Consider the following 17,767-nt stretch of genomic DNA (forward strand, 5'->3'; position numbering starts at 1 on the left):
CGCTAGCTCACCCTGAGAAAGCTGGGCGGGTGCCGTCCTTTAGACTAGAAGGCAGGAAAGTACTTCACCATTAAACCCTGGGGGACCCATGCGACTAGGCGTACTCGACATCGGCTCAAATACCGGCCACCTGCTCCTGATTGAGGGCCAGCTGGGCTCCCGCCCCGAAGCCTACACAGCAGCCCACAAGGAACCCCTGCAGCTGGTGCGCTATATTGACGCGGACGGCAACATCACCGACGAGGGCCGCGACCGCCTCACCGCCTTCGTGAAGTCCGCAGTACTCTACGCGATTGAGCACGGAGCGGAAGACCTGCTGGCCTTTGCCACCAGCGCCATCCGCGAATCCAAAAACGGCCCCGAGGTGCTGCAACACGTGCAGAACCAGACCGGCGTCAACCTCACCGAAATTACCGGTGACCAGGAAGCCGCTATTACCTACCACGCCGTGCGCCACTGGCAGGGCTGGGGCGCTGGCCGCATTCTCAACTTCGATATCGGCGGTGGCTCCTTTGAGTTCTCCACCGGTATGGACGCCTACCCCGACGACGCAATCTCCGTGCCCTTGGGTGCCACCCGCCTGACCGGCGACTGGTTCAGCGCCCCCGTGCCGTCCCCCAAGGAAATCAAAAAACTCCGCAAGTACGTGCGTGAAACCCTAGAACCCGTCGCTGAGACCCTGCTGGCCTACGGGCAGCCCAACATGGTTGTGGGTACCTCCAAAACCTTCCGCTCCCTTGCCCGTATCTGCGGGGCAGCCCCCTACTCGGCAGGCCCCTTCGTCAAGCGTGAAATGCTGCTACAGGATCTGCGCTTGTGGACTCGCCGTATGGAAGCCATGCCCCCCAGCGAACGTGAGGACTTACCCGGGGTATCTGATGTCCGCGCCGAGCAGATGCTAGCCGGAGCTATCGCTGCAGAAACCGCCATGGCCGTCTTCGGCATAGACCGCATGCGCGTTTCCCCCTGGGCTCTGCGCGAAGGCCTGGTGCTACGCCGCCTAAACTACCTCTCCCAGCAGGGGCCTGAAGCCATGATTGACCCCCGTTCTCTGGCAGAATTTGTGCAGGACTAGCCGTGAGCACCGACGCACCCAAGAACCCCTCCGCCCGCAAACCCGTACCGGTAGCGCTTTCTACCTCCTGCCTCTTCCCACTCGGCGTGCCCGAAACCTTCTCAACCGCCGTAGACCTGGGCTACGACAGCGTGGAAGTCATGATCACCCACTCGGCCCTCTCCCAGGAGCCCCACGACCTGCTCGACCTGATCCAGAAATACCAGATCCCCATCTCCGCCATTCACGCCCCCACCCTGCTCCTGACTCAGCAGGTCTGGGGCCGAGCCTGGAACAAAATGCAGATGGCGGCCAAAATGACCAAGGCGGTGGGGACGGACGTCATCGTCGCCCACCCACCCTTCCGCTGGCAGAAACTCTACGCCAAGAACTTCGTTGCTGGCGTGCGCGAAATATCAGAGCTCGAAAACGTCAAAATCGCCGTGGAAAACATGTACCCCTGGTCCATCAAGGGCCACGCGGTAGAGATGTACGCCCCCCACTGGGACCCCTCCCGCTTCGACTATGACTGGATGACCTGGGACTTCTCCCACGCAGCCGCAGCCGGGGACGACTCCCTCGAAGCCGTCAAACGCATCGGCTCCCGCCTTGGGCACGTGCACCTGACCGACGGATCCGGCGATAAGGTCATGGACGAACACCTGGTACCCGGCCACGGCACCCAGCCTGTCGCCGAAACTCTACAGTACATCGCAGCCAGCGATTTCGAGGGTGTTGTCTGCGCTGAAGTGTCAACCCGCAAGGCCAAGGGCGCAGGGGCCCGCGACGACATGCTCTACGAGACCCTGCAGTTTGCCCGCACCCACCTAGCTAGGAGAACATCGTGATGACTACTGTTGCTTTTATTGGAACCGGCTCCATGAACGGAGCGATCGCCTCGGGTCTGCTTGCCGCGGGCACTGACCCCACCTCTGTGCGCGCGACCGTAGGATCGCACGCCAGTATCTCTACCCTGCGTGACAAGCTGGGGGAGGGAGCCCAGGGTGTAACCATCCTTGCCAGTGAGGACGATGCGCAGGCTAACCTCAAAGCCGCTGAAGGGGCCGACGTGGTGCTGCTGGGCGTCAAGCCCTATGCCATCCTTGATCTTGCCCGCGAAATCTCACCGGCTCTGGGTGAAAAGACCGTAGTGGTGTCGGTTGCTGCCGGTATCACCTTAGAAGCCCTGCAGCGGGCCCTGCCAGAGGGGCAGCCCGCAATCCGCTGCATGCCCAATACTCCTTCGCGGGTGGGCAAGGGGGTGCTGGCTATCTCGGTGGGGCAGACCGTGACCGAGGAGCTTAAGGACGCCGCCGCTTCGGTTCTGGGGGCAGCAGGCCGGGTCATTGAGGTTGAGGAAGAGCAGATGGGGGCGGTAACCGCTGTATCTGGTTCAGGCCCTGCTTATGCCTTCTTGCTGGCAGAAACTATGGCTACTGCCGGGGTTAAGCTGGGGCTGGACGAAAAAACTGCTACCGAGCTAGCAGCCGCTACGGTAGCCGGTGCGGGCTACCTGCTGGATGTTGACCCCAACCCCCAGGACCTCCGCAAGGCCGTCACCAGCCCCAAGGGCACTACCGATAAGGCTATTACCGCTTACATCGATGGTGGTCTTTTCGAACTAACCGAGACCGCTATGCGGGCCTGCCTAGCTCGAAATGAGGAAATGACCGAAGAGTTTAGCTCCGAAAAATAGTTCAGACCTAGCCTAAAAAGAAGGCCCTATAAGAGCAGGCTGTGCTACCAAAACTCCTTGTGGGTAGGGCAGCCTGCTTTTTCTTTCCTGAACAAGGAATTTAGATACACTAAAGGCCAGCCCGTAGGGAATCGGGCTGGCCTTCAGCTTTCTCTTTTGCCGGTAGGGATCCGGCTTCAAGAGAAGGCTCGCAACCTGAAGTAGATGGGATTAGGGGGAACCATCTGGGAATCTTCAGGTCTTGAGCTACTTGAACGGGTTCGCGGACCGTTCAGTAATCACTCGCACCTTTAGAGGTAGTTATAACTATATGCCAGTTTTTAAGTTTATGCACCCTGAAATCTGAAAAAAGACGAATTATTTCGGAAGACATCTGGGTGGTTTCTATGCTCAGCTGGGTATAGGGTATAGTCAACCGTTTCTTGTAGGTATAAACCTGTTAGGGTCGTGCGGCAAATCTTTCAATAAGGTCTACTTGACCAGAGACAATCAATAAATCACGTGAAGACACCCGGGTATCTGGTGTAGCGTAGGTAATTTCTTCACCCGGCGATTTCACTCCCACAATGGTCACCCCGTATTTAGCCCGCACATCAGACTCGGCCAGGGTAAAGCCGTGGGTCTCTTTGGGTGGGTACATTTTGACGATGGCAAAATCGTCATCGAACTCGATGAAGTCCAGTAGGCGGCCGGAGACCAGGTGGGCTGCTCGTACCCCCGCGTCCGACTCCGGGTAAACAACCCGGTGTGCTCCAATGCGGGATAGAATCTTGCCATGAGAAGGGGTGATAGCTTTAGCCCAAATGCGCTCAATGCCCAGGTCCACCAGGTTGGCGGTAATCAGCACCGAGGCCTCCACAGAGGTGCCCACACCCACTACGGCGGCGGTAAAGTCCTGGGCCCCTAGCTGGCGCAGAGCGTTCATGTCGGTGGCATCGGCCTCCACCACGTGGGTGAGGTCGCCTGACCATTTCTGCACCAGGGCGGGGTCTTTCTCAACAGCAAGCACCTCTTTATTCTGGCGGACCAGCTGGGCAGCGGTAGCCGAGCCAAAGCGTCCTAGGCCAATCACTAGCACGGGGGCGCTGTGGGCTGGGTGGAAGTCTTTTCTAGCCAATGATGGGCCTTTCTTCGGGGAACTTGTAGAGGCGGCGGCGGGATCGCATCGCCAAGCCGGTGGCTACGGTGATGGTGCCGATACGGCCAATGAGCATGAGGACAGAAAGAATGTAGGTTCCGGACGGCGGTAGCTCGGCTGAGAGCCCGGTGGACAGCCCACAGGTCGCGTAGGCTGAGATGACCTCAAAGAGGGCCCGGTCGAGGCCGACGTTGCCAATGAGCATGATGGCGGTGGTACCTGCCAGCACAAACACGAAGCTCATCATAATCACGGAGATAGCGATACGGAGTACAGCATCGGGAATGGTGCGGTTAAAGGCAACGACGAACTGATCGCCGCGGGCTTCTGCCAGAATCGCCAGAAAGACCACGGTGATAGTAGTGATTTTGATGCCGCCTGCGGTAGATGCGGAGCCGCCGCCGATGAACATGAGTACGTCGGTGAGCAGCATAGTGACGGGGTGGATATCTGCCATGTCGACCAGGTTGAAGCCGCCAGAGCGGGTCATAATCGAGGCAAAGGCGGCGTTGAGGATTTTATCGCCTGCGCCCATGGAACCGATGGTGCGGTCGTTGCCCCACTCCAGGGCGCCCCAGGCAAAGGAGCCCAGGAAGAAGAGCACCAGCGTGCCGATGATGGTGAGTTTGGCGTTGAGATTCCACTTGCTAAAGCGCAGGTTGTTGCGCAGTACCAGAATGACGGGGAAACCCAGCGAGCCCACCATGACGCCCAGGGCGATGAGGAAGAGAATCCAGAGGTCGTGGCCGTAGGGCACAATGCCATCTGAGTGGGGAGTGAAGCCCGCGTTGTTGAAGGATGAGACCGCATAGAAGACGCCGTGCCAGACTGCCTGCCAGAAGGGCTCTCCCAGCACCAGGAAGCGGGGGGTAAGCGTGAAGGCGATCAGGGCCTCAATGGCTATGGAGGTAAAGGCCACGGTGCGGAGCACTGAACCCACTTCACCCAGGCGTCCGATATTGAGGGACTCCTGGGCGATAATTTTGGAGCGCAACCCCAGCTTGCGCCCCACCGCCAGGGCCAAGATGGAGGTGAGGGTGAGCGTGCCGAGGCCGCCAATCTGGGAGCCGAGAAGAATCATGAGCTGGCCAAAGAAGGTCCACTGCTCGGCGGTAGAGACCGTGGTGAGGCCGGTGACGGTCACAGCACTTGTGGCCGTAAAAACAGCGTGATGAAACTCCACCTGCTGGCCATCGCGTGAGGCCCAGGGGGTGTAGAGCATGAGCGAGAAGAAAATAATGACCAGCATGAAGGCCGCAATAGCGATACGGGATGAGGAGGACCCAAAGATGCGGTCTACCAGGTCGCGCAGGTGGGCCATGCGGGCCTGAAAGGCTGCCGAAAATTTAACAATCTGCAGGAGCTGCTGGTATTTCAGCTGCCCCTGTTCCATGGCGTCTAGAACCTGCTTGCGCTCCTGGACCTTGCGCACAATTTTGCCCACGTTCTTCACCTCGCTTTCTTCTGCCGTCTCTAGCGTAGTCTGCGTGTCATACAAGCGGGGTGTGGTGCCCGCAGGGTTTTTATGTGTTTAATGGTAAGTGTGACTCAACTTACCAAAGGAGGTAGTGCTGGTGGCTATTATCGACAGCCTCACGCCCACCGACGTGCGTGTGCTCTGGGCTCCCGCCATGGCCAACTACTATTTTGGCGACTATCACCCCATGCACCCCTCGCGGTTGGATGCAACAGCCTCCCTGGCACGAGACCTAGGAATCTTTGACCTCCCACAGGTACAGCTTGAGGAACCCGAAATTGCTACTGTGCACCAGCTCATGCTGGCCCACGACTACCCCTATATCGACGCGGTGCAAAAAATCAGTGCCGACCCCACACTAACCATCGCCAACTGTGGGCTGGGTACCGAAGATACCCCCGGGTTTGAGGGGGTGCACGAGGCGTCCGCTCGACTCGCCGGGGGCACCTACCAGGCAGCCGAAGCTATCTTGAGCGGTAAGGTCAAGCATGCCGTCAATTTTGGCGGAGGTATGCACCATGCCTCACGCGATCACGCCAGCGGCTTTTGTATCTATAACGACTGCGCTGTCGGCATTGCCCGCCTGCTTGAAGCGGGAGCGCAGCGGGTCGTCTATATCGACGTGGACGCCCACCACGGGGACGGCACGCAAAGTATCTTCTGGGACGAGCCCCGGGTGATGACCATTTCCCTGCACGAGAGCGGCATGACCCTCTTCCCCGGTACCGGTTTCGCTAACGAGGTGGGGCCCGAAGGGCTGGCTGCCGGAACCTCAGTTAACATCGCCATGCCCGAAAGCACTACCGACTCGGGGTGGCTACGAGCCTTTGACGCGGTGGTTCCTAGCCTGCTGCGGCAGTTCCAGCCCGAAGTGATTGTTAGCCAGCACGGCTGCGACTCCCATCTGGCCGATGACATGTCGCACCTGAACATCAGCATTAATGGACAGCGGGAAATTGCCGCCCATATCTCCTTGCTGGCGGACGAGCTCTGTGAGGGCCGCTGGATTGCTACCGGGGGAGGGGGCTACTCTATCTACAACGCCGTGCCCCGCTCTTGGAGCCACCTTATTGCGGTGGCGGCTGGCCAGCCCCTCGACATCAATATGCCCACACCGGAATCGTGGCAGGCTTATATGCTTGAAAAGTACGGGACCAAAGTGCCTACCATGATGGGGGACCCCGTGGATCTCTGGTGGTGCTCCTGGGAGGTTGGCTACGACCCTGCCAGCAGCGTAGACCGCAGCATTATGGCCACCCGCAAGGAAGTATTCCCCCTCTGGGGGCTTGACCCCTGGTATGACTAGGCCGGTATAGGGGCGGGTTACAGGGCTGGGCAGATGGCTCTGTACATTGGCTTTCAGCCTGAGTGCTAGCTGTGCATAGACGAAGAGCGTCCCCATTTCTGCTGGTCAAACATGCAATTGTGGGTATATATGTGTAAAGATGTCAGTATGAAAGACGACGTATTTGCTGTTATCGCCGACCCCACACGGCGACGCATCCTCCAGGCACTAGCCGTCGAACGACTAGCCGTTGGCGAACTGGTCGAGGAACTGGGCGTCAGCCAGCCCACCGTATCCAAGCACCTCAAGGTGCTCCGCACGGCCGGTCTGGTTGAAACCGAAGCCGTAGGCCAAAAGCGGTTCTACTCCATTACTCCTGCCCCGCTTACAAGCGTTGCCGACTGGGTTGACGGCCTGCTTACTGCCCCCGTATCCGAGGCCACCCCAGCCCTCGAAGCGGTACCTGCCGCCAAGGCTGTCTCTGTTGCTAACGAGAGCTCCGAGCCTGCCCCTGAGGCAAATCCCGCTACGCCTGAAACCACCTCTGTCCCCGAGGAGCAAGAGGAGGCGTCCGCTCCGGCCGTGGACGTGCCCCACCCCAACACCGCCGGTATTACCTTCACCCCGCTGACCCCCTTTACCCCCGTGCTCGATAACCGGGTAGACGAAGAGGTCGTTGAGAGCCAGACACCGGCCGAGGTGGAGCAGGACGCCGTCAGCGACCAGGTGCGCCAGCTCGCACAGAGCCTGAGCCTGGGTGCCAAAGATAAGGGGCTCATCAGCTTCAAGGTGCCCACCCCCGAGCAGGTCATTGCCCAAGAGGCAGCGGCCAAGGCAAGTGATGAACAGGCCCATGAGCAGGACCACAACAAGCAGGTCGGTGGCGAAGAGGGCGACGAGCGCGGCCTGCTGGCCAAGCTCACCCGCTGGGGTCGCCGCAGCTCCCGCTAGGCCCTTGCCCACCAACCGCTAGTTTCAAAGGACATCACAAGACTGTATGGCACACCATCAGCAGCTTCTCGACTGGATCGAGAACGAACTGATTAACCAGACCCTGCACCTGGGCGATAACCTGCCCGACGACAGGGTGTTGGCCCGCGAGGTGGGTATCAGTCAGAACCACATGCGGGAGAGTCTCAAACACTGCGAAGAAATCGGAGTGCTCAGGCTCTACGAGGGGCGGAAAAAGAGGATTATCGCCCAGCTGGTGCGGGAACCGGCGGCCTCGGCGGGGACAGCCGTCAGCCTCTATCTGGCCAGCTCCCTCTCGCCCCGCCAGGATCTGCTGGCAACCTGTCTGCTGCTTGAAAACCACGCCCTCACAGGGCCCGACTACGACCAGTCAGCCTTTGAAGAGCTGGACCGCATCGTGGAGGCCATGCAGGATGCCGCTACCAGCCTGAGCGACTTTCACGATTTGGAAGCTGATTTCCATATCCAGATTGGGCGGCTCTCCGGCAACGCCCTGATTTCTGCCCTCTTGGCGACCCTGCGTGACGCCATGATTGAGGCCCGCTTCGAGCTGGTCAGCCAGGTTCCCCTGTGGAGCACTACCGCCTCGCGCCTGCGCATGGAGTATCGGGCTATCGTCGATGCCGCCCGATCTGGTGACGCTGCCCTCGCCCAGACCCTGCTCAAGGCCAACCTGCAAGAGCGCTTTGCTGAGGCTGGGCACCCGGTTGATTTTGACACCCCGGCTAGGGAAGCGGGCAGAACCAACCTTGAACCCATCGAGGTTGAGACCCAGGAACTGGTGCCCGATACCTGGGACGGGCCCATTGAGCCTGAGCTCTTTGAAGCCCTCACCAGCATCCAGCCCATGGACGCCGCCCCTGCAAGCGCTACCGCCAGCCCTGACCCCGGAGCAGCAGCCCCGCAGAGCGCCAGAAACCAGCCCGCTAAAAAGCATTTTGACGTGGCTGGCTACTTTGGCTTCCGCAAAAGCGCCCCTGCCCAGCAAGAGACTGGAAGAGCTCGCGACCCCCACGCCGCAGAACCTGCCAGGGCAGTGGAAGAAGACCCGGGGGAAGACGCCGCAGCGGCCCTGCGCGAGGACTACGAGTATGCCACCAGCGAGCGCTAGAGGGTAGATAAAACGAGAAAATGCTCTCACTTGCCGGTGAACAGGGGGCGAAAAACCCTGTTTGCCTGTAGGCTTGGGGGAGAGCGTTTTTTCACGCCGAGGGTATTGCTGTGCCCTTTATGCGTGCTTTGGAGCGTTTATACCGGTATAGCGCCCGGATAGCTACCGATCTGCCGCCCCCGGGTGGTTGCTGTCGGCCGGGTATCGACCACTATTTAATAAGTGAGGTGAATCCAATGGGTTCAGTTATCAAGAAGCGCCGCAAGCGTATGTCTAAGAAGAAGCACCGCAAGCTTCTTCGTAAGACTCGCCACCAGCGCCGCAACAAGAAGTAAATTCTTCACCGCGAGCCCCGCACCTGTTTCGGTGCGGGGCTCGCGCTGTATCACCGGGCTTTTCGGTGCGGACGCCCCCGCTCACCGGTCGGGGGAGAGGCGGGTTAGAGTGGAACAATGGCTACACCACTGATTGAACTGCTGACCAAGCCCGGCTGTCACCTCTGCGAAGCTGCCCGGGAGACGACCGGCCAAGTGGCAGGCAGCTACGGGCTGACCTACACAGAAATCAACGTTGAAGAGCACCCCGACCTGTTGGAGCGTCACCGCACCGAGATCCCGGTGTTGCGGGTAGATGGCGAGGTCAAGGACTTCTGGCAGGTCAACGCCAAACGCCTGGCGAAGATTATTGAGAAGAAACTGGCGGAGTAAACCGGCGGGGTGGCTGGTTAGCGCTTACTGACTAGGTTTGAGAGACTAGAGATATGAACACTTCTTCGGCAACTGTCACCGTTCACCTGATGCGCCACGGCGAGGTGCATAACCCCGACCGTATCGTCTATGGGCGCCTGCCCAACTACCACCTGTCTGAGACGGGTCAGAAGATGGTGCGCCTGTCTGCCGAAGAGTTCAAGCGCCGCGCGGACGCCGGTGCCAACATCGTACACCTGGTCTGCTCCCCGCTTACCCGCACCCGCGAGTCTGCTGCCCCCATTGAGGAACTACTGGGCCTGGTTGCCCAGCCCGATGAGCGCGTGATTGAGGCCGAGAACTATTTTGAGGGCCTGCACGTCAATAAGGACGAGCTGCTGGGCAACCCCCGCCACTGGAAGCACCTGCTCAACCCCTTGCGTCCGTCGTGGGGTGAACCCTACCGGGACCAGGTGGTGCGTATGGCTGAGGCTATTAAGGACGCCGCCCGCACCGCCTACGAGAAGGGCGGGGACGGTGCTGAGGCGATTATTGTCTCGCACCAGCTACCCATCTGGATGGCCCGCACCTCTGTAGAGGGCGGGGTGCTGCCGCACGACCCACGCAGCCGCCAGTGCAATTTAGCTTCCATTACAAGTTTTACCTTCCCCAATATTTTTGCCCCTGGCAAGCCAAAACTCTCTTATGTTGAGCCTGCTGCCGAGCTCTACTCAGGTGTTATTCAGTTACCGGGGTCATAATGGCACCGACTACAAGCGCACACCACACTGACCTGAAAGACCTCTAATTCATGGCTACCTCTTTCCCTACCCGTGTGAGCCGTAAGCAGGCCCTGAGTATCGCCGCTCTGGGAACTGTCGGTCTGCTCTCCGCCTGCTCTTCGAGCCAGGACTCCCTGGCAGCCCAGGCAGATGCCGGTGACTCCAAGGGCTATATTGCCGGTGACGGTAGCGTCACCGAATACGCAGCCGGTGAGCGCGGCGAGCCCGTTGAATTTGAAAGCGAACTCTTTGACGGCACCGTCGTCTCCGCCGCTGACCTGCGCGGTAAGCCCGTGCTACTGAACTTCTGGTACGCGGGGTGTGCTCCATGCCGTGTTGAGGCTCCCTGGCTTAACGAACTGCACGCTAGCTTTGGTGAGAAGGTTGCCTTTTACGGGGCTAACGTGCGCGATGAAAAGGGTACCGCTGAGGCTTTCGAAAAGAACTTTGAGGTTCCCTACCCCTCCTTTCGCGATGTGACCGGTAAGGTGCTTCTTGCCATGAGCAAGTACGTGCCTGCCCAGGCGGTGCCGACCACGGTCGTCCTCGATGCTGAGGGGCGCGTAGCTGCTCGTATTCTGGGCCAAATCGACAAGTCTGTGCTGAACACCCTGCTCGAAGACCAGGTCAGTGCCTAGCTTCGGCCAAATCGTCCTCGACGGCTCCCTCTGGCTCGCCCTGCCCCTTGCGGCACTGGCGGGCCTGATCTCGTTTGCCTCCCCCTGTGTGCTGCCGCTTGTGCCCGGCTACCTGGGCTACGTGACGGGCCTGTCGGGTGGGGAAATGAGCCCCCGCCGCCGCAACCTGCGCATGGTCACCGGCATCGGCCTCTTTGTGTTGGGATTTTCTTTTATCTTTGTGCTCATGTCGGTAGTGCTAGCCCAGCTGGGTGCCGCCCCCTGGCTCAGAGGCCAGGGCTGGGTTGACCTGGTGCTGGGTCTGCTGGTGATCCTCATGGGCCTGGTCTTCATGGGCCGCTTTGATTTCTTCCAGCGCGACCGCAAGATTGAGGCCAAACCCCCGGCCGGCCTCTGGGGCGCTCCGATTCTGGGGATCACTTTCGGCCTGGGCTGGGCCCCCTGTATCGGCCCGACCTTCGCGGCCGTGCAGACCCTGGTCTATACCGGCGGCTCCGATAACAGCAAGGCAATTCTGCTGACCTTAGCCTACTGCCTAGGTCTTGGCGTCCCTTTCCTGCTGGTTGCTCTGGGGGTAGCCCGCGGGGTGAACACAATGGGCTGGGCCCGCAAGAACAGACTGCTGCTCCAGCGTCTGGGGGGCATCATACTGATTATCATCGGCCTGCTTCTGGCGACCGGCGTCTGGACGCAGATGATGTCCTGGTTCCAGGCCAGCATGCCGGTCTACGAACTCCCCATCTAAACACACCCCACACACGCATCGAACCGAAGACAGCAAGGAAAACATGGCAGAGACTCAGGACGCCCCGGCACTAGGCCCGCTGGAAATGCTCCGCTGGGCATGGACGCAGCTGACCAAGATGAACACCGCCCTCTTCCTGCTGCTCATGCTGGCGGTTGCCGCTGTGCCCGGTTCGGTCTTTCCCCAGCGTATTCAGGACCCCGCAGCTGTAGCCGACTACATCGAGGTGCACCCCACCTGGGGCCCTATCGCTGATAAGCTCCAGCTCTTTGACGTCTTCTCGTCGGTCTGGTTTGCCGCGATTTACATTCTGCTCTTTATCTCCCTGATCGGTTGCGTGGTTCCCCGCGCTGCCAAGCACTATCGGGCCATGCGGTCAGGGCCCGCCCGCACCCCCAAGAACTTCTCCCGCCTACCCCAGCACCGCACCCTCACCATCCCCGTGGACGCCGGTGCCGGGGAACTGACGGCCTCCCGCGCTATTGAGGACGCCGCCGCCGTCCTGAAAAAGCGCCGCTACCGTATTGAGGTGCGCGAAGAAGCCCCGGGAGTCGTGAACGTTGCCGCCGAACGCGGCTACCTGCGCGAACTGGGCAACATTCTCTTTCACCTGGCCATGATTGGTGTGCTGATTGCGGTAGCGATTGGCTCCCTCTTTGGCTACAGCGGCCAGCGCGTGGTGACCGAGGACGAAACCTTCGTCAACTCCCTGGTCGCCTATGACTCCTTCAGCCCTGGCACCAACTACAACCCCGACTGGCTGGTGCCCTACTCGGCCACCCTCAACAACCTGACCGTCGAATACGACCGCCAGGAAGGTTCACCCACCTACGGGTCAGACATCAACTATGAGGCTGACTTCACCCTCACCAGCGCAGACGGTGAACAGCGCGAGCAGGCCCTCAGAGTCAATGAACCCATCTACTTTGAGGGAACCTCTATCTACCTGCTGGGCAACGGTTACTCGCCGGTCGTCCGTATCACCAACACCGACGGCTCTGTCGCCTACGAGGGGCCCGTGGTGGGCCTGCCTTCGGGCCGTAGCTACCTCTCATCTATCGTGCTGAAGGTTCCGGACGCCCACCCCGACCAGCTGGGCTTCGTCGGCATGTTCCTGCCCACCGGCGAACGCACCGCAGGCAGCGCCCCCACCTCCATCGACTCAGACCTGCTCAACCCCATGCTGGTGCTCCAAAGCTACGCGGGCGACCTTGGGCTTGATAACGGTGTGCCCCAGAACGTCTATGTGCTCGACGTTGATAGCCTGACCCCGCTCAACACCATGGCCGCCGGTAACGGTATTGTGCTCGATGCCAGCAACAACACCGCTACCCTGCCCGATGGCCACGGAACTATCGAATTCCTGGGTGTTAAGCGCTACGCTGGCATTGAGATCAGGTCAGACCCCGGCCGCCCGATCGCCCTGGTTTCAGCAGCCCTACTCTTTGGCGGCCTGTTGCTCTCGGTCTTCGTCGCCCGCCGCCGCGTCTGGGTACGAGCCACCGAAAGCGGCACCGGGGCAGACCGCGTACTCACCGTCGAATACGGCCTACTGGCTCGCGGCGAAGACCCCCGCCTCGCCACCGAAGCCGATAAACTCACCGACCTCTTCGCAGAGCGGTGGGGACTAGAATTTGATGAAGCCTAACCTACCCACCGCCCGCCCCGGGGCAACCCTGCCGGGCACCGGCGTCCGCGCCCTACCTCAACCTGTGAAGTGAGAACACCATGTCAGAAGTCAATATAGAGCTCGCCCGCTGGAGCGAACTCTTTATGTACCTAGCAGCCATCACCTACATGGTGGCCTTCGTCGCCTTCGCCTGGGACGTTGCCGCCCACTCCCGCACCACCAAGCGCCTCGAAGCTGCCACCGCTCCCGAACCTGAAAAGGAACTTGTGGGCGCCGGTGCCCGCGTCAAAAACGCCCGCTCGGCCCGCATCGCCGGCACCGAACAGGGCACCGGCGAACGCGGCATGGGCTACAAGAAGTCAGCCGCCGTCAAAATCGCCGGCCACGTCGCCGACTCAGAGATGCGCTACGGCACCGGCGAACGCCGCCCCGCCGCCCGCGCCGGCGTTGTCATCCTGGCCTTGGGCTGCCTCATCCACCTAGCCGGTGTGCTCTCCCGCGCCTTTGCTGCCAATCGCGTTCCCTGGGGCAACATGTACGAGTTCTGCACCACCGGTGCCCTGCTCGTGGTTGTGGTCTACCTGGGCTTCCTCATCTTCCGCGACCTGCGCTTTGTAGGCACCCTGGTCTCTGGTCTTGCCCTGACCATGATGACCGCAGCCACCATCGCCTACCCTACCCCCGTAGGCCAGCTGGTGCCCGCCCTACAGTCCTACTGGCTGGTTATCCACGTGTCCATTGCCGTACTCGCTTCAGCCATCTTCACCATCACCTTCGCCATGGCAATCCTGCAACTGGTACAAACCTCCCGCGAACGCCACATCATCGAAGGTGCCGACAGCTCCCTGGCCCGCCTCGGTTTCATGCGTCTGATCCCCTCATCCACCGCCCTCGAAAACTTCTCCTTCCGCCTCAACACCGTAGGCTTCGCCATGTGGACCTTCACCCTGGGTGCCGGCGCCATCTGGGCCGAGAAAGCCTGGGGCCGCTACTGGGGCTGGGATACCAAGGAAGTCTGGACCTTCATCATCTGGGTCGTCTACGCAGCCTACCTGCACGCCCGCGCCACCCGCGGCTGGTCAGGCCCGCCCAGCGCCTGGCTCTCCATTGCAGGTTACCTCTGCATCATCTTCAACTTCACCGTGGTCAACGTGTACTTCTCGGGCCTGCACTCCTACTCGGGTCTGTAAACCGGTTTATCGCTGACGCTTTTCCACAGGTTTAGAAAGCCCCCGCACCTTGTGTGCGGGGGCTTTCTGCGTAGATCTTGTTCGGTAATAATCGATAAAAGTCTTGAAACCTATCTAAGTAGATGTTGTACTTAGATACAGAAGGAGGTGCTCATGAATCCCATCACCTACCCGCCTGCCCTGGTACGGGCAACCCTGCCCACCGCCGTCCTGGCTTGCCTGGCTCAAGAAGACCTGCACGGCTACGGCCTGGCTACCCGCCTGGAAGAGCTGGGCTACGGACGCCTGCGCGGCGGCTCCCTCTACCCGGCCCTCTCCAAGCTCGAAGAAGCCGGGTACGTCACCACCACCTGGACGGAAGGGGAGAGCGGCCCCGCCCGCCGCCAGTACCGGCTGACGGACGCAGGTTCCCGCCAGCTCGCCGAGGAACGGGCCTCCCTGGCCCGGCTCACTAGCGCCCTCGGAGCCTAAACCCACCAGACGTTTCTATATGACTCAAGGAGGAGACATGGCAAACAACCCCTACGAACGCCTGACCATCGCAATCGAAGAAGCCAGCGACAACCCGGCAGACAAAGACTGGGTGCAAACTGCCTTTGCGACCCTGGCTACGAACGGCGTTAAAGCAGTCACCAGTGAAAGCGCCATCAACCGCGTCATTAGACAGGTTGCAGAGACCGGTGAAACCGCCACGGACCTCTACGGTAGCCCTCAGGAATGGGCCGCCGAAAAAATTAACACCTGGCGCGAAAAGGGAACCCAGGCTTTTTCTGAGGACGAACCATGGGCCCTCAAAGAAGTAATCGTGGCAGGTTTCTTGACCGGGGCATTCTTTAGCATCCTTTTCTGGGTGGTCAGCATATTACCCAGCGACAGGCCGAGCTCCCAGCCGCTGGGCTTCTATCTTCTTCCTGGGGCCTTGGGCATGCTTTTTCTTGCTCAGCTCGTTACCTTCCAACGTAGCCGTAAAAAATTTGGCTTTACCGCTGCCGTACTTCTGACAGCGCTCATTATTCTGGCCGGCTCAGCAGCTATCGGGATTGGTTTATTTGCCTCCTATGAGATTTTCACCCAGCACCTGCCCAGCTGGACCCACCTAGTGGCAGCCCTGGGGTTCAGTGTTTTGGGGACAGCTGCGGGCTTTCTGCTGCCCTCACCCCCGCAGATTACAGGTCTAGATGAGGAAGAAGATTACCAGGACGATGAAACCTGGCTTGCACGATTCAAGCAGGAGCTAAGGGGCCGCGGCGATATCTCAGACGCCCGCGTACGGGAAGAAGTCTCCCGGGTCAAAGAACATACGCAAGATAGCGGCAGTAGCTACCTCGAAGAATTCGGCCACCCCGTAGCCTATGCCCGTTCCCTCTCAGAACAAAAGAAGGTTAAGCCCTACCGTCTCTACCTGCACTCCCTACTCATGCTCGCGATATTCGGCATATGGGGCTACGGACTTTACACGACCGATGACTACGTTAGCTTGACCTGGCGCCTGCCCCTTCTAGTTGTCATTGTTATCGCTGGTGTTCTTGAAACTAGAAGGCACTACCGGGCCTACCGCCAGGCGAAAGAGCAGTCCAGTTCATTCTGACCCTGGGTGATTCTTATCGTCGGCAGAGCCGGTAGTATCGTCGCCCTGGCTGGGGGCCTGCCTGCCAGGGGCAGGGCCCTGCCCACCGGCATCCTTGCGGTTCTTGCGCTGCTGCCACTCGGCGTCCTGACGCTCGCGCCGGGCCCGGGCCTCTAAGAACTTCAAAAACTCAGGGTCATCATCGGGAGCCACCGGCGGCTTGGCAGCAGGCGCCCCAAAAGACCCGTGGCGCGACCCACGCGGCCGCCCCAGCCAAAACCACAGCACCGACCCCAGCAACGGAAAGAGCACCAGCACAGCCAGCCAGGCCCCCTTGGGCAGGGTGCGCACCCGCAAACGGTCGGTCTGGGCGGCATCCAGAATCGAATAAATCCACACGCCCAGCAGAAGGGCGGCGCCGCCAATAATCAAAATAGCTCTACCCATACCCCCATTTTTCCACGACAGAACCCGCCTACCCCGCTTTGTGCGCTCACAGCGTGCTAGATGAGCGGACGCGCCCCCTCCTGTAGGCAGAACCACCAGGTTGGTAGAATGAGGGGGTGAATTTTCTGAAGTATTCCCTGCTCCGCCTGCTGTTTTCAGCCGCCGCCTTTTTTGCCTCCTACTACTTTGGCGTGGGCTTCATTCTGGCCATTATTTTCGGCGCCATCATTGGCTTCGCCATCTGCTACCTGGCCTTTCCCCGCCTGCACGTCGCCGCAGCAGCCGACTTTAACCGCATGATTCGCCGCAAGAACAAGCCCAAGAAAACAAGCGTCGAAGACGAAAATCAGGCGTTTGAAGACAAGCTAGACGAAACTGCCCGACGTAGCCAGGGTCTTTAATAGCCGGTAAAGACGGTAGCCCGCTCCGCAAAGATTTCGAGCGGGTGCAGAACCACGGCAAGAGCCACCAGAAGCGAGTAAATTAGCGCAATAATGCCCGCCTGCTTGAGCACCGGAATGAGGTCACGGCCCAGGGCGCCCGAGAGCACCACCAGGGCTGAATGAACGACCGGCCCGATCAGAATAAAGGCCAGGGCGTACCAGGGGTTCTGCGGAACCAGCAGGGCGGTCAGGGCCAGACCCAGGCCCATCTCGGCGGCGTAGGTGATGCGCGACGCCCGGTCACCTAGGCGCACCGCCAGGGTTTTCTTACCCGCCTCAATATCGGTGGGAATATCGCGTACGTTATTAGCCATGAGCAGGGCACAGGAGAAAAGCCCCAGGGCTATGGCGAAGACCCATGAGCTCAGGGTCAGCTGGTTGCTCTGTGTAAACATGGTGCCCAGGGTCGCGACTAGGCCAAAGTAGATAAAGACGAAGATGTCGCCCAGGCCCATGTAGCCGTAGGGGTGCTTACCGCCGGTATAGCCCCAGGCAGCCAGCACAGCCGAGGCACCGATGGCCAGGAACCACCACTGCTGCGAGAGCATAATCAGGGCCAACCCGCTCAAACCGGCCAGACCGAAGCAGATAAAGGCCGCCATCTTCACGTGGGAGGGTTTGGCGACGCCCGAGCCGACCAGGCGCAGGGGGCCCACGCGGACCTCGTCCGTGCCCTTAATTCCATCGGAGTAGTCGTTGGCGTAGTTGACGCCCACCTGCAAGAAGAAGGCCACAAGGAAGGCCAGTAGGGCGCGGCCGGGCTTGAACTGGTGCACCTCGTAGGCAGCCGCAGAACCAGCAATAATAGGAGCTGCCGCCAGGGGGAGCGTGCGCAGGCGCGCCCCCTCAATCCACTGTGCAACCGTTGCCACTGCCTTGCTCCTTATCAGCCCAAATGTTTACCTG

The 17,767-nt window shown here is 60.3% G+C and carries 20 protein-coding genes; 16 read left to right on the plus strand and 4 right to left on the minus strand.

Annotated elements, in window-relative coordinates:
- Positions 1–88: 88 nt before the first annotated feature.
- Genes QM007_RS02280 through proC form a run of 3 tightly spaced genes read left to right on the plus strand, consistent with a single transcriptional unit; the run spans position 89 to position 2,750 of the window.
- Positions 89–1,075 carry a Ppx/GppA phosphatase family protein gene (locus tag QM007_RS02280; RefSeq protein ID WP_283490377.1) on the plus strand — a complete coding sequence of 329 codons (987 nt, stop codon included), beginning with the start codon at positions 89–91 and terminating at the stop codon, positions 1,073–1,075.
- Between the two features lie 2 nt (positions 1,076–1,077).
- On the plus strand, positions 1,078–1,902 hold the full coding sequence (locus tag QM007_RS02285) for a sugar phosphate isomerase/epimerase family protein (protein ID WP_283490378.1): 825 nt from the start codon (positions 1,078–1,080) through the stop codon (positions 1,900–1,902).
- The gene (proC, locus tag QM007_RS02290) at positions 1,902–2,750 is read left to right on the plus strand and encodes a pyrroline-5-carboxylate reductase (protein ID WP_283490985.1); all 849 of its coding nucleotides are present in this window, start codon (positions 1,902–1,904) and stop codon (positions 2,748–2,750) included. Before QM007_RS02285 ends, proC begins: the two co-directional genes overlap by 1 nt.
- A 439-nt stretch (positions 2,751–3,189) precedes the next feature.
- Here proC and QM007_RS02295 read toward each other — a convergent pair whose 3' ends face one another.
- On the minus strand, positions 3,190–3,867 hold the full coding sequence (locus QM007_RS02295) for a potassium channel family protein (RefSeq protein ID WP_283490379.1): 678 nt from the start codon (positions 3,865–3,867) through the stop codon (positions 3,190–3,192).
- A complete protein-coding gene (locus tag QM007_RS02300; RefSeq protein ID WP_283490986.1) occupies positions 3,860–5,209 on the minus strand; it encodes a TrkH family potassium uptake protein in 1,350 nt (449 codons plus the stop codon). The genes QM007_RS02295 and QM007_RS02300 overlap by 8 nt, the downstream gene beginning before the upstream one ends.
- A gap of 310 nt (positions 5,210–5,519) precedes the next feature.
- On the opposite strand from QM007_RS02300, the gene QM007_RS02305 reads away from it, so the two are divergent.
- The 12 genes from QM007_RS02305 to QM007_RS02360 all read left to right on the plus strand — a co-directional run bounded on the left by QM007_RS02305 (position 5,520) and on the right by QM007_RS02360 (position 15,992).
- On the plus strand, positions 5,520–6,671 hold the full coding sequence (locus QM007_RS02305; protein ID WP_283490987.1) for an acetoin utilization protein AcuC: 1,152 nt from the start codon (positions 5,520–5,522) through the stop codon (positions 6,669–6,671).
- Between the two features lie 147 nt (positions 6,672–6,818).
- Positions 6,819–7,601, plus strand: coding sequence for an ArsR/SmtB family transcription factor (locus QM007_RS02310; RefSeq protein WP_283490380.1), 783 nt, complete (start codon positions 6,819–6,821; stop codon positions 7,599–7,601).
- A gap of 46 nt (positions 7,602–7,647) precedes the next feature.
- Positions 7,648–8,733, plus strand: a complete 1,086-nt coding sequence (locus tag QM007_RS02315) for a FadR/GntR family transcriptional regulator (protein WP_283490381.1) — start codon at positions 7,648–7,650, stop codon at positions 8,731–8,733.
- Positions 8,734–8,969: 236 nt separating this feature from the next.
- On the plus strand, positions 8,970–9,068 hold the full coding sequence (locus QM007_RS02320) for a 30S ribosomal protein bS22 (protein ID WP_005504750.1): 99 nt from the start codon (positions 8,970–8,972) through the stop codon (positions 9,066–9,068).
- 117 nt (positions 9,069–9,185) lie between these two features.
- A complete protein-coding gene (locus QM007_RS02325) occupies positions 9,186–9,440 on the plus strand; it encodes a glutaredoxin family protein (protein WP_135012702.1) in 255 nt (84 codons plus the stop codon).
- 53 nt (positions 9,441–9,493) lie between these two features.
- Positions 9,494–10,180: a histidine phosphatase family protein gene (locus QM007_RS02330; RefSeq protein WP_283490382.1), complete on the plus strand. Its 687-nt coding sequence runs from the start codon at positions 9,494–9,496 to the stop codon at positions 10,178–10,180.
- 50 nt (positions 10,181–10,230) lie between these two features.
- Positions 10,231–10,839 (plus strand): TlpA family protein disulfide reductase, encoded by a 609-nt coding sequence (locus QM007_RS02335; protein ID WP_283490383.1) that lies wholly within the window; start codon positions 10,231–10,233, stop codon positions 10,837–10,839.
- Positions 10,832–11,584: a cytochrome c biogenesis CcdA family protein gene (locus QM007_RS02340; protein ID WP_283490384.1), complete on the plus strand. Its 753-nt coding sequence runs from the start codon at positions 10,832–10,834 to the stop codon at positions 11,582–11,584. Before QM007_RS02335 ends, QM007_RS02340 begins: the two co-directional genes overlap by 8 nt.
- 43 nt (positions 11,585–11,627) lie before the next feature.
- Positions 11,628–13,232, plus strand: a complete 1,605-nt coding sequence (gene resB / locus QM007_RS02345) for a cytochrome c biogenesis protein ResB (protein ID WP_283490385.1) — start codon at positions 11,628–11,630, stop codon at positions 13,230–13,232.
- Positions 13,233–13,312: 80 nt separating this feature from the next.
- Positions 13,313–14,404 (plus strand): c-type cytochrome biogenesis protein CcsB, encoded by a 1,092-nt coding sequence (gene ccsB / locus QM007_RS02350; RefSeq protein WP_283490386.1) that lies wholly within the window; start codon positions 13,313–13,315, stop codon positions 14,402–14,404.
- 153 nt (positions 14,405–14,557) lie between these two features.
- Positions 14,558–14,875, plus strand: coding sequence for a PadR family transcriptional regulator (locus QM007_RS02355; protein ID WP_283490387.1), 318 nt, complete (start codon positions 14,558–14,560; stop codon positions 14,873–14,875).
- Positions 14,876–14,912: 37 nt separating this feature from the next.
- On the plus strand, positions 14,913–15,992 hold the full coding sequence (locus QM007_RS02360) for a DUF1129 domain-containing protein (RefSeq protein WP_283490388.1): 1,080 nt from the start codon (positions 14,913–14,915) through the stop codon (positions 15,990–15,992).
- On the opposite strand, the gene QM007_RS02365 is transcribed toward QM007_RS02360, so the two are convergent.
- Entirely contained in the window at positions 15,984–16,418 is a 435-nt protein-coding gene (locus QM007_RS02365) for a PLD nuclease N-terminal domain-containing protein (protein WP_283490389.1), read from the minus strand. The genes QM007_RS02360 and QM007_RS02365 overlap by 9 nt on opposite strands.
- A 116-nt stretch (positions 16,419–16,534) precedes the next feature.
- On the opposite strand from QM007_RS02365, the gene QM007_RS02370 reads away from it, so the two are divergent.
- On the plus strand, positions 16,535–16,819 hold the full coding sequence (locus tag QM007_RS02370; RefSeq protein WP_283490390.1) for a hypothetical protein: 285 nt from the start codon (positions 16,535–16,537) through the stop codon (positions 16,817–16,819).
- Here QM007_RS02370 and QM007_RS02375 read toward each other — a convergent pair.
- Positions 16,816–17,733 carry a 1,4-dihydroxy-2-naphthoate polyprenyltransferase gene (locus QM007_RS02375; protein WP_283490391.1) on the minus strand — a complete coding sequence of 306 codons (918 nt, stop codon included), beginning with the start codon at positions 17,731–17,733 and terminating at the stop codon, positions 16,816–16,818. The two genes, QM007_RS02370 and QM007_RS02375, sit on opposite strands and share 4 nt — an antisense overlap.
- Between the last annotated feature and the right edge of the window lie 34 nt (positions 17,734–17,767).

It is taken from the genome of Rothia sp. SD9660Na (assembly GCF_030064065.1).
GTDB lineage: Bacteria > Actinomycetota > Actinomycetes > Actinomycetales > Micrococcaceae > Rothia.

Coding starts and splice junctions, on each gene's coding strand:
- QM007_RS02280 (WP_283490377.1), top strand. CDS start 89: ATGCGACTAGGCGTACTCGACATCGGCTCAAATACCGGCCACCTGCTC.
- proC (WP_283490985.1), top strand. CDS start 1,902: ATGACTACTGTTGCTTTTATTGGAACCGGCTCCATGAACGGAGCGATC.
- QM007_RS02300 (WP_283490986.1), bottom strand. CDS start 5,209: ATGGCCCACCTGCGCGACCTGGTAGACCGCATCTTTGGGTCCTCCTCA.
- QM007_RS02305 (WP_283490987.1), top strand. CDS start 5,520: ATGGCCAACTACTATTTTGGCGACTATCACCCCATGCACCCCTCGCGG.
- QM007_RS02310 (WP_283490380.1), top strand. CDS start 6,819: ATGAAAGACGACGTATTTGCTGTTATCGCCGACCCCACACGGCGACGC.
- QM007_RS02315 (WP_283490381.1), top strand. CDS start 7,648: ATGGCACACCATCAGCAGCTTCTCGACTGGATCGAGAACGAACTGATT.
- QM007_RS02320 (WP_005504750.1), top strand. CDS start 8,970: ATGGGTTCAGTTATCAAGAAGCGCCGCAAGCGTATGTCTAAGAAGAAG.
- QM007_RS02325 (WP_135012702.1), top strand. CDS start 9,186: ATGGCTACACCACTGATTGAACTGCTGACCAAGCCCGGCTGTCACCTC.
- QM007_RS02330 (WP_283490382.1), top strand. CDS start 9,494: ATGAACACTTCTTCGGCAACTGTCACCGTTCACCTGATGCGCCACGGC.
- QM007_RS02335 (WP_283490383.1), top strand. CDS start 10,231: ATGGCTACCTCTTTCCCTACCCGTGTGAGCCGTAAGCAGGCCCTGAGT.
- resB (WP_283490385.1), top strand. CDS start 11,628: ATGGCAGAGACTCAGGACGCCCCGGCACTAGGCCCGCTGGAAATGCTC.
- ccsB (WP_283490386.1), top strand. CDS start 13,313: ATGTCAGAAGTCAATATAGAGCTCGCCCGCTGGAGCGAACTCTTTATG.
- QM007_RS02355 (WP_283490387.1), top strand. CDS start 14,558: ATGAATCCCATCACCTACCCGCCTGCCCTGGTACGGGCAACCCTGCCC.
- QM007_RS02360 (WP_283490388.1), top strand. CDS start 14,913: ATGGCAAACAACCCCTACGAACGCCTGACCATCGCAATCGAAGAAGCC.
- QM007_RS02365 (WP_283490389.1), bottom strand. CDS start 16,418: ATGGGTAGAGCTATTTTGATTATTGGCGGCGCCGCCCTTCTGCTGGGC.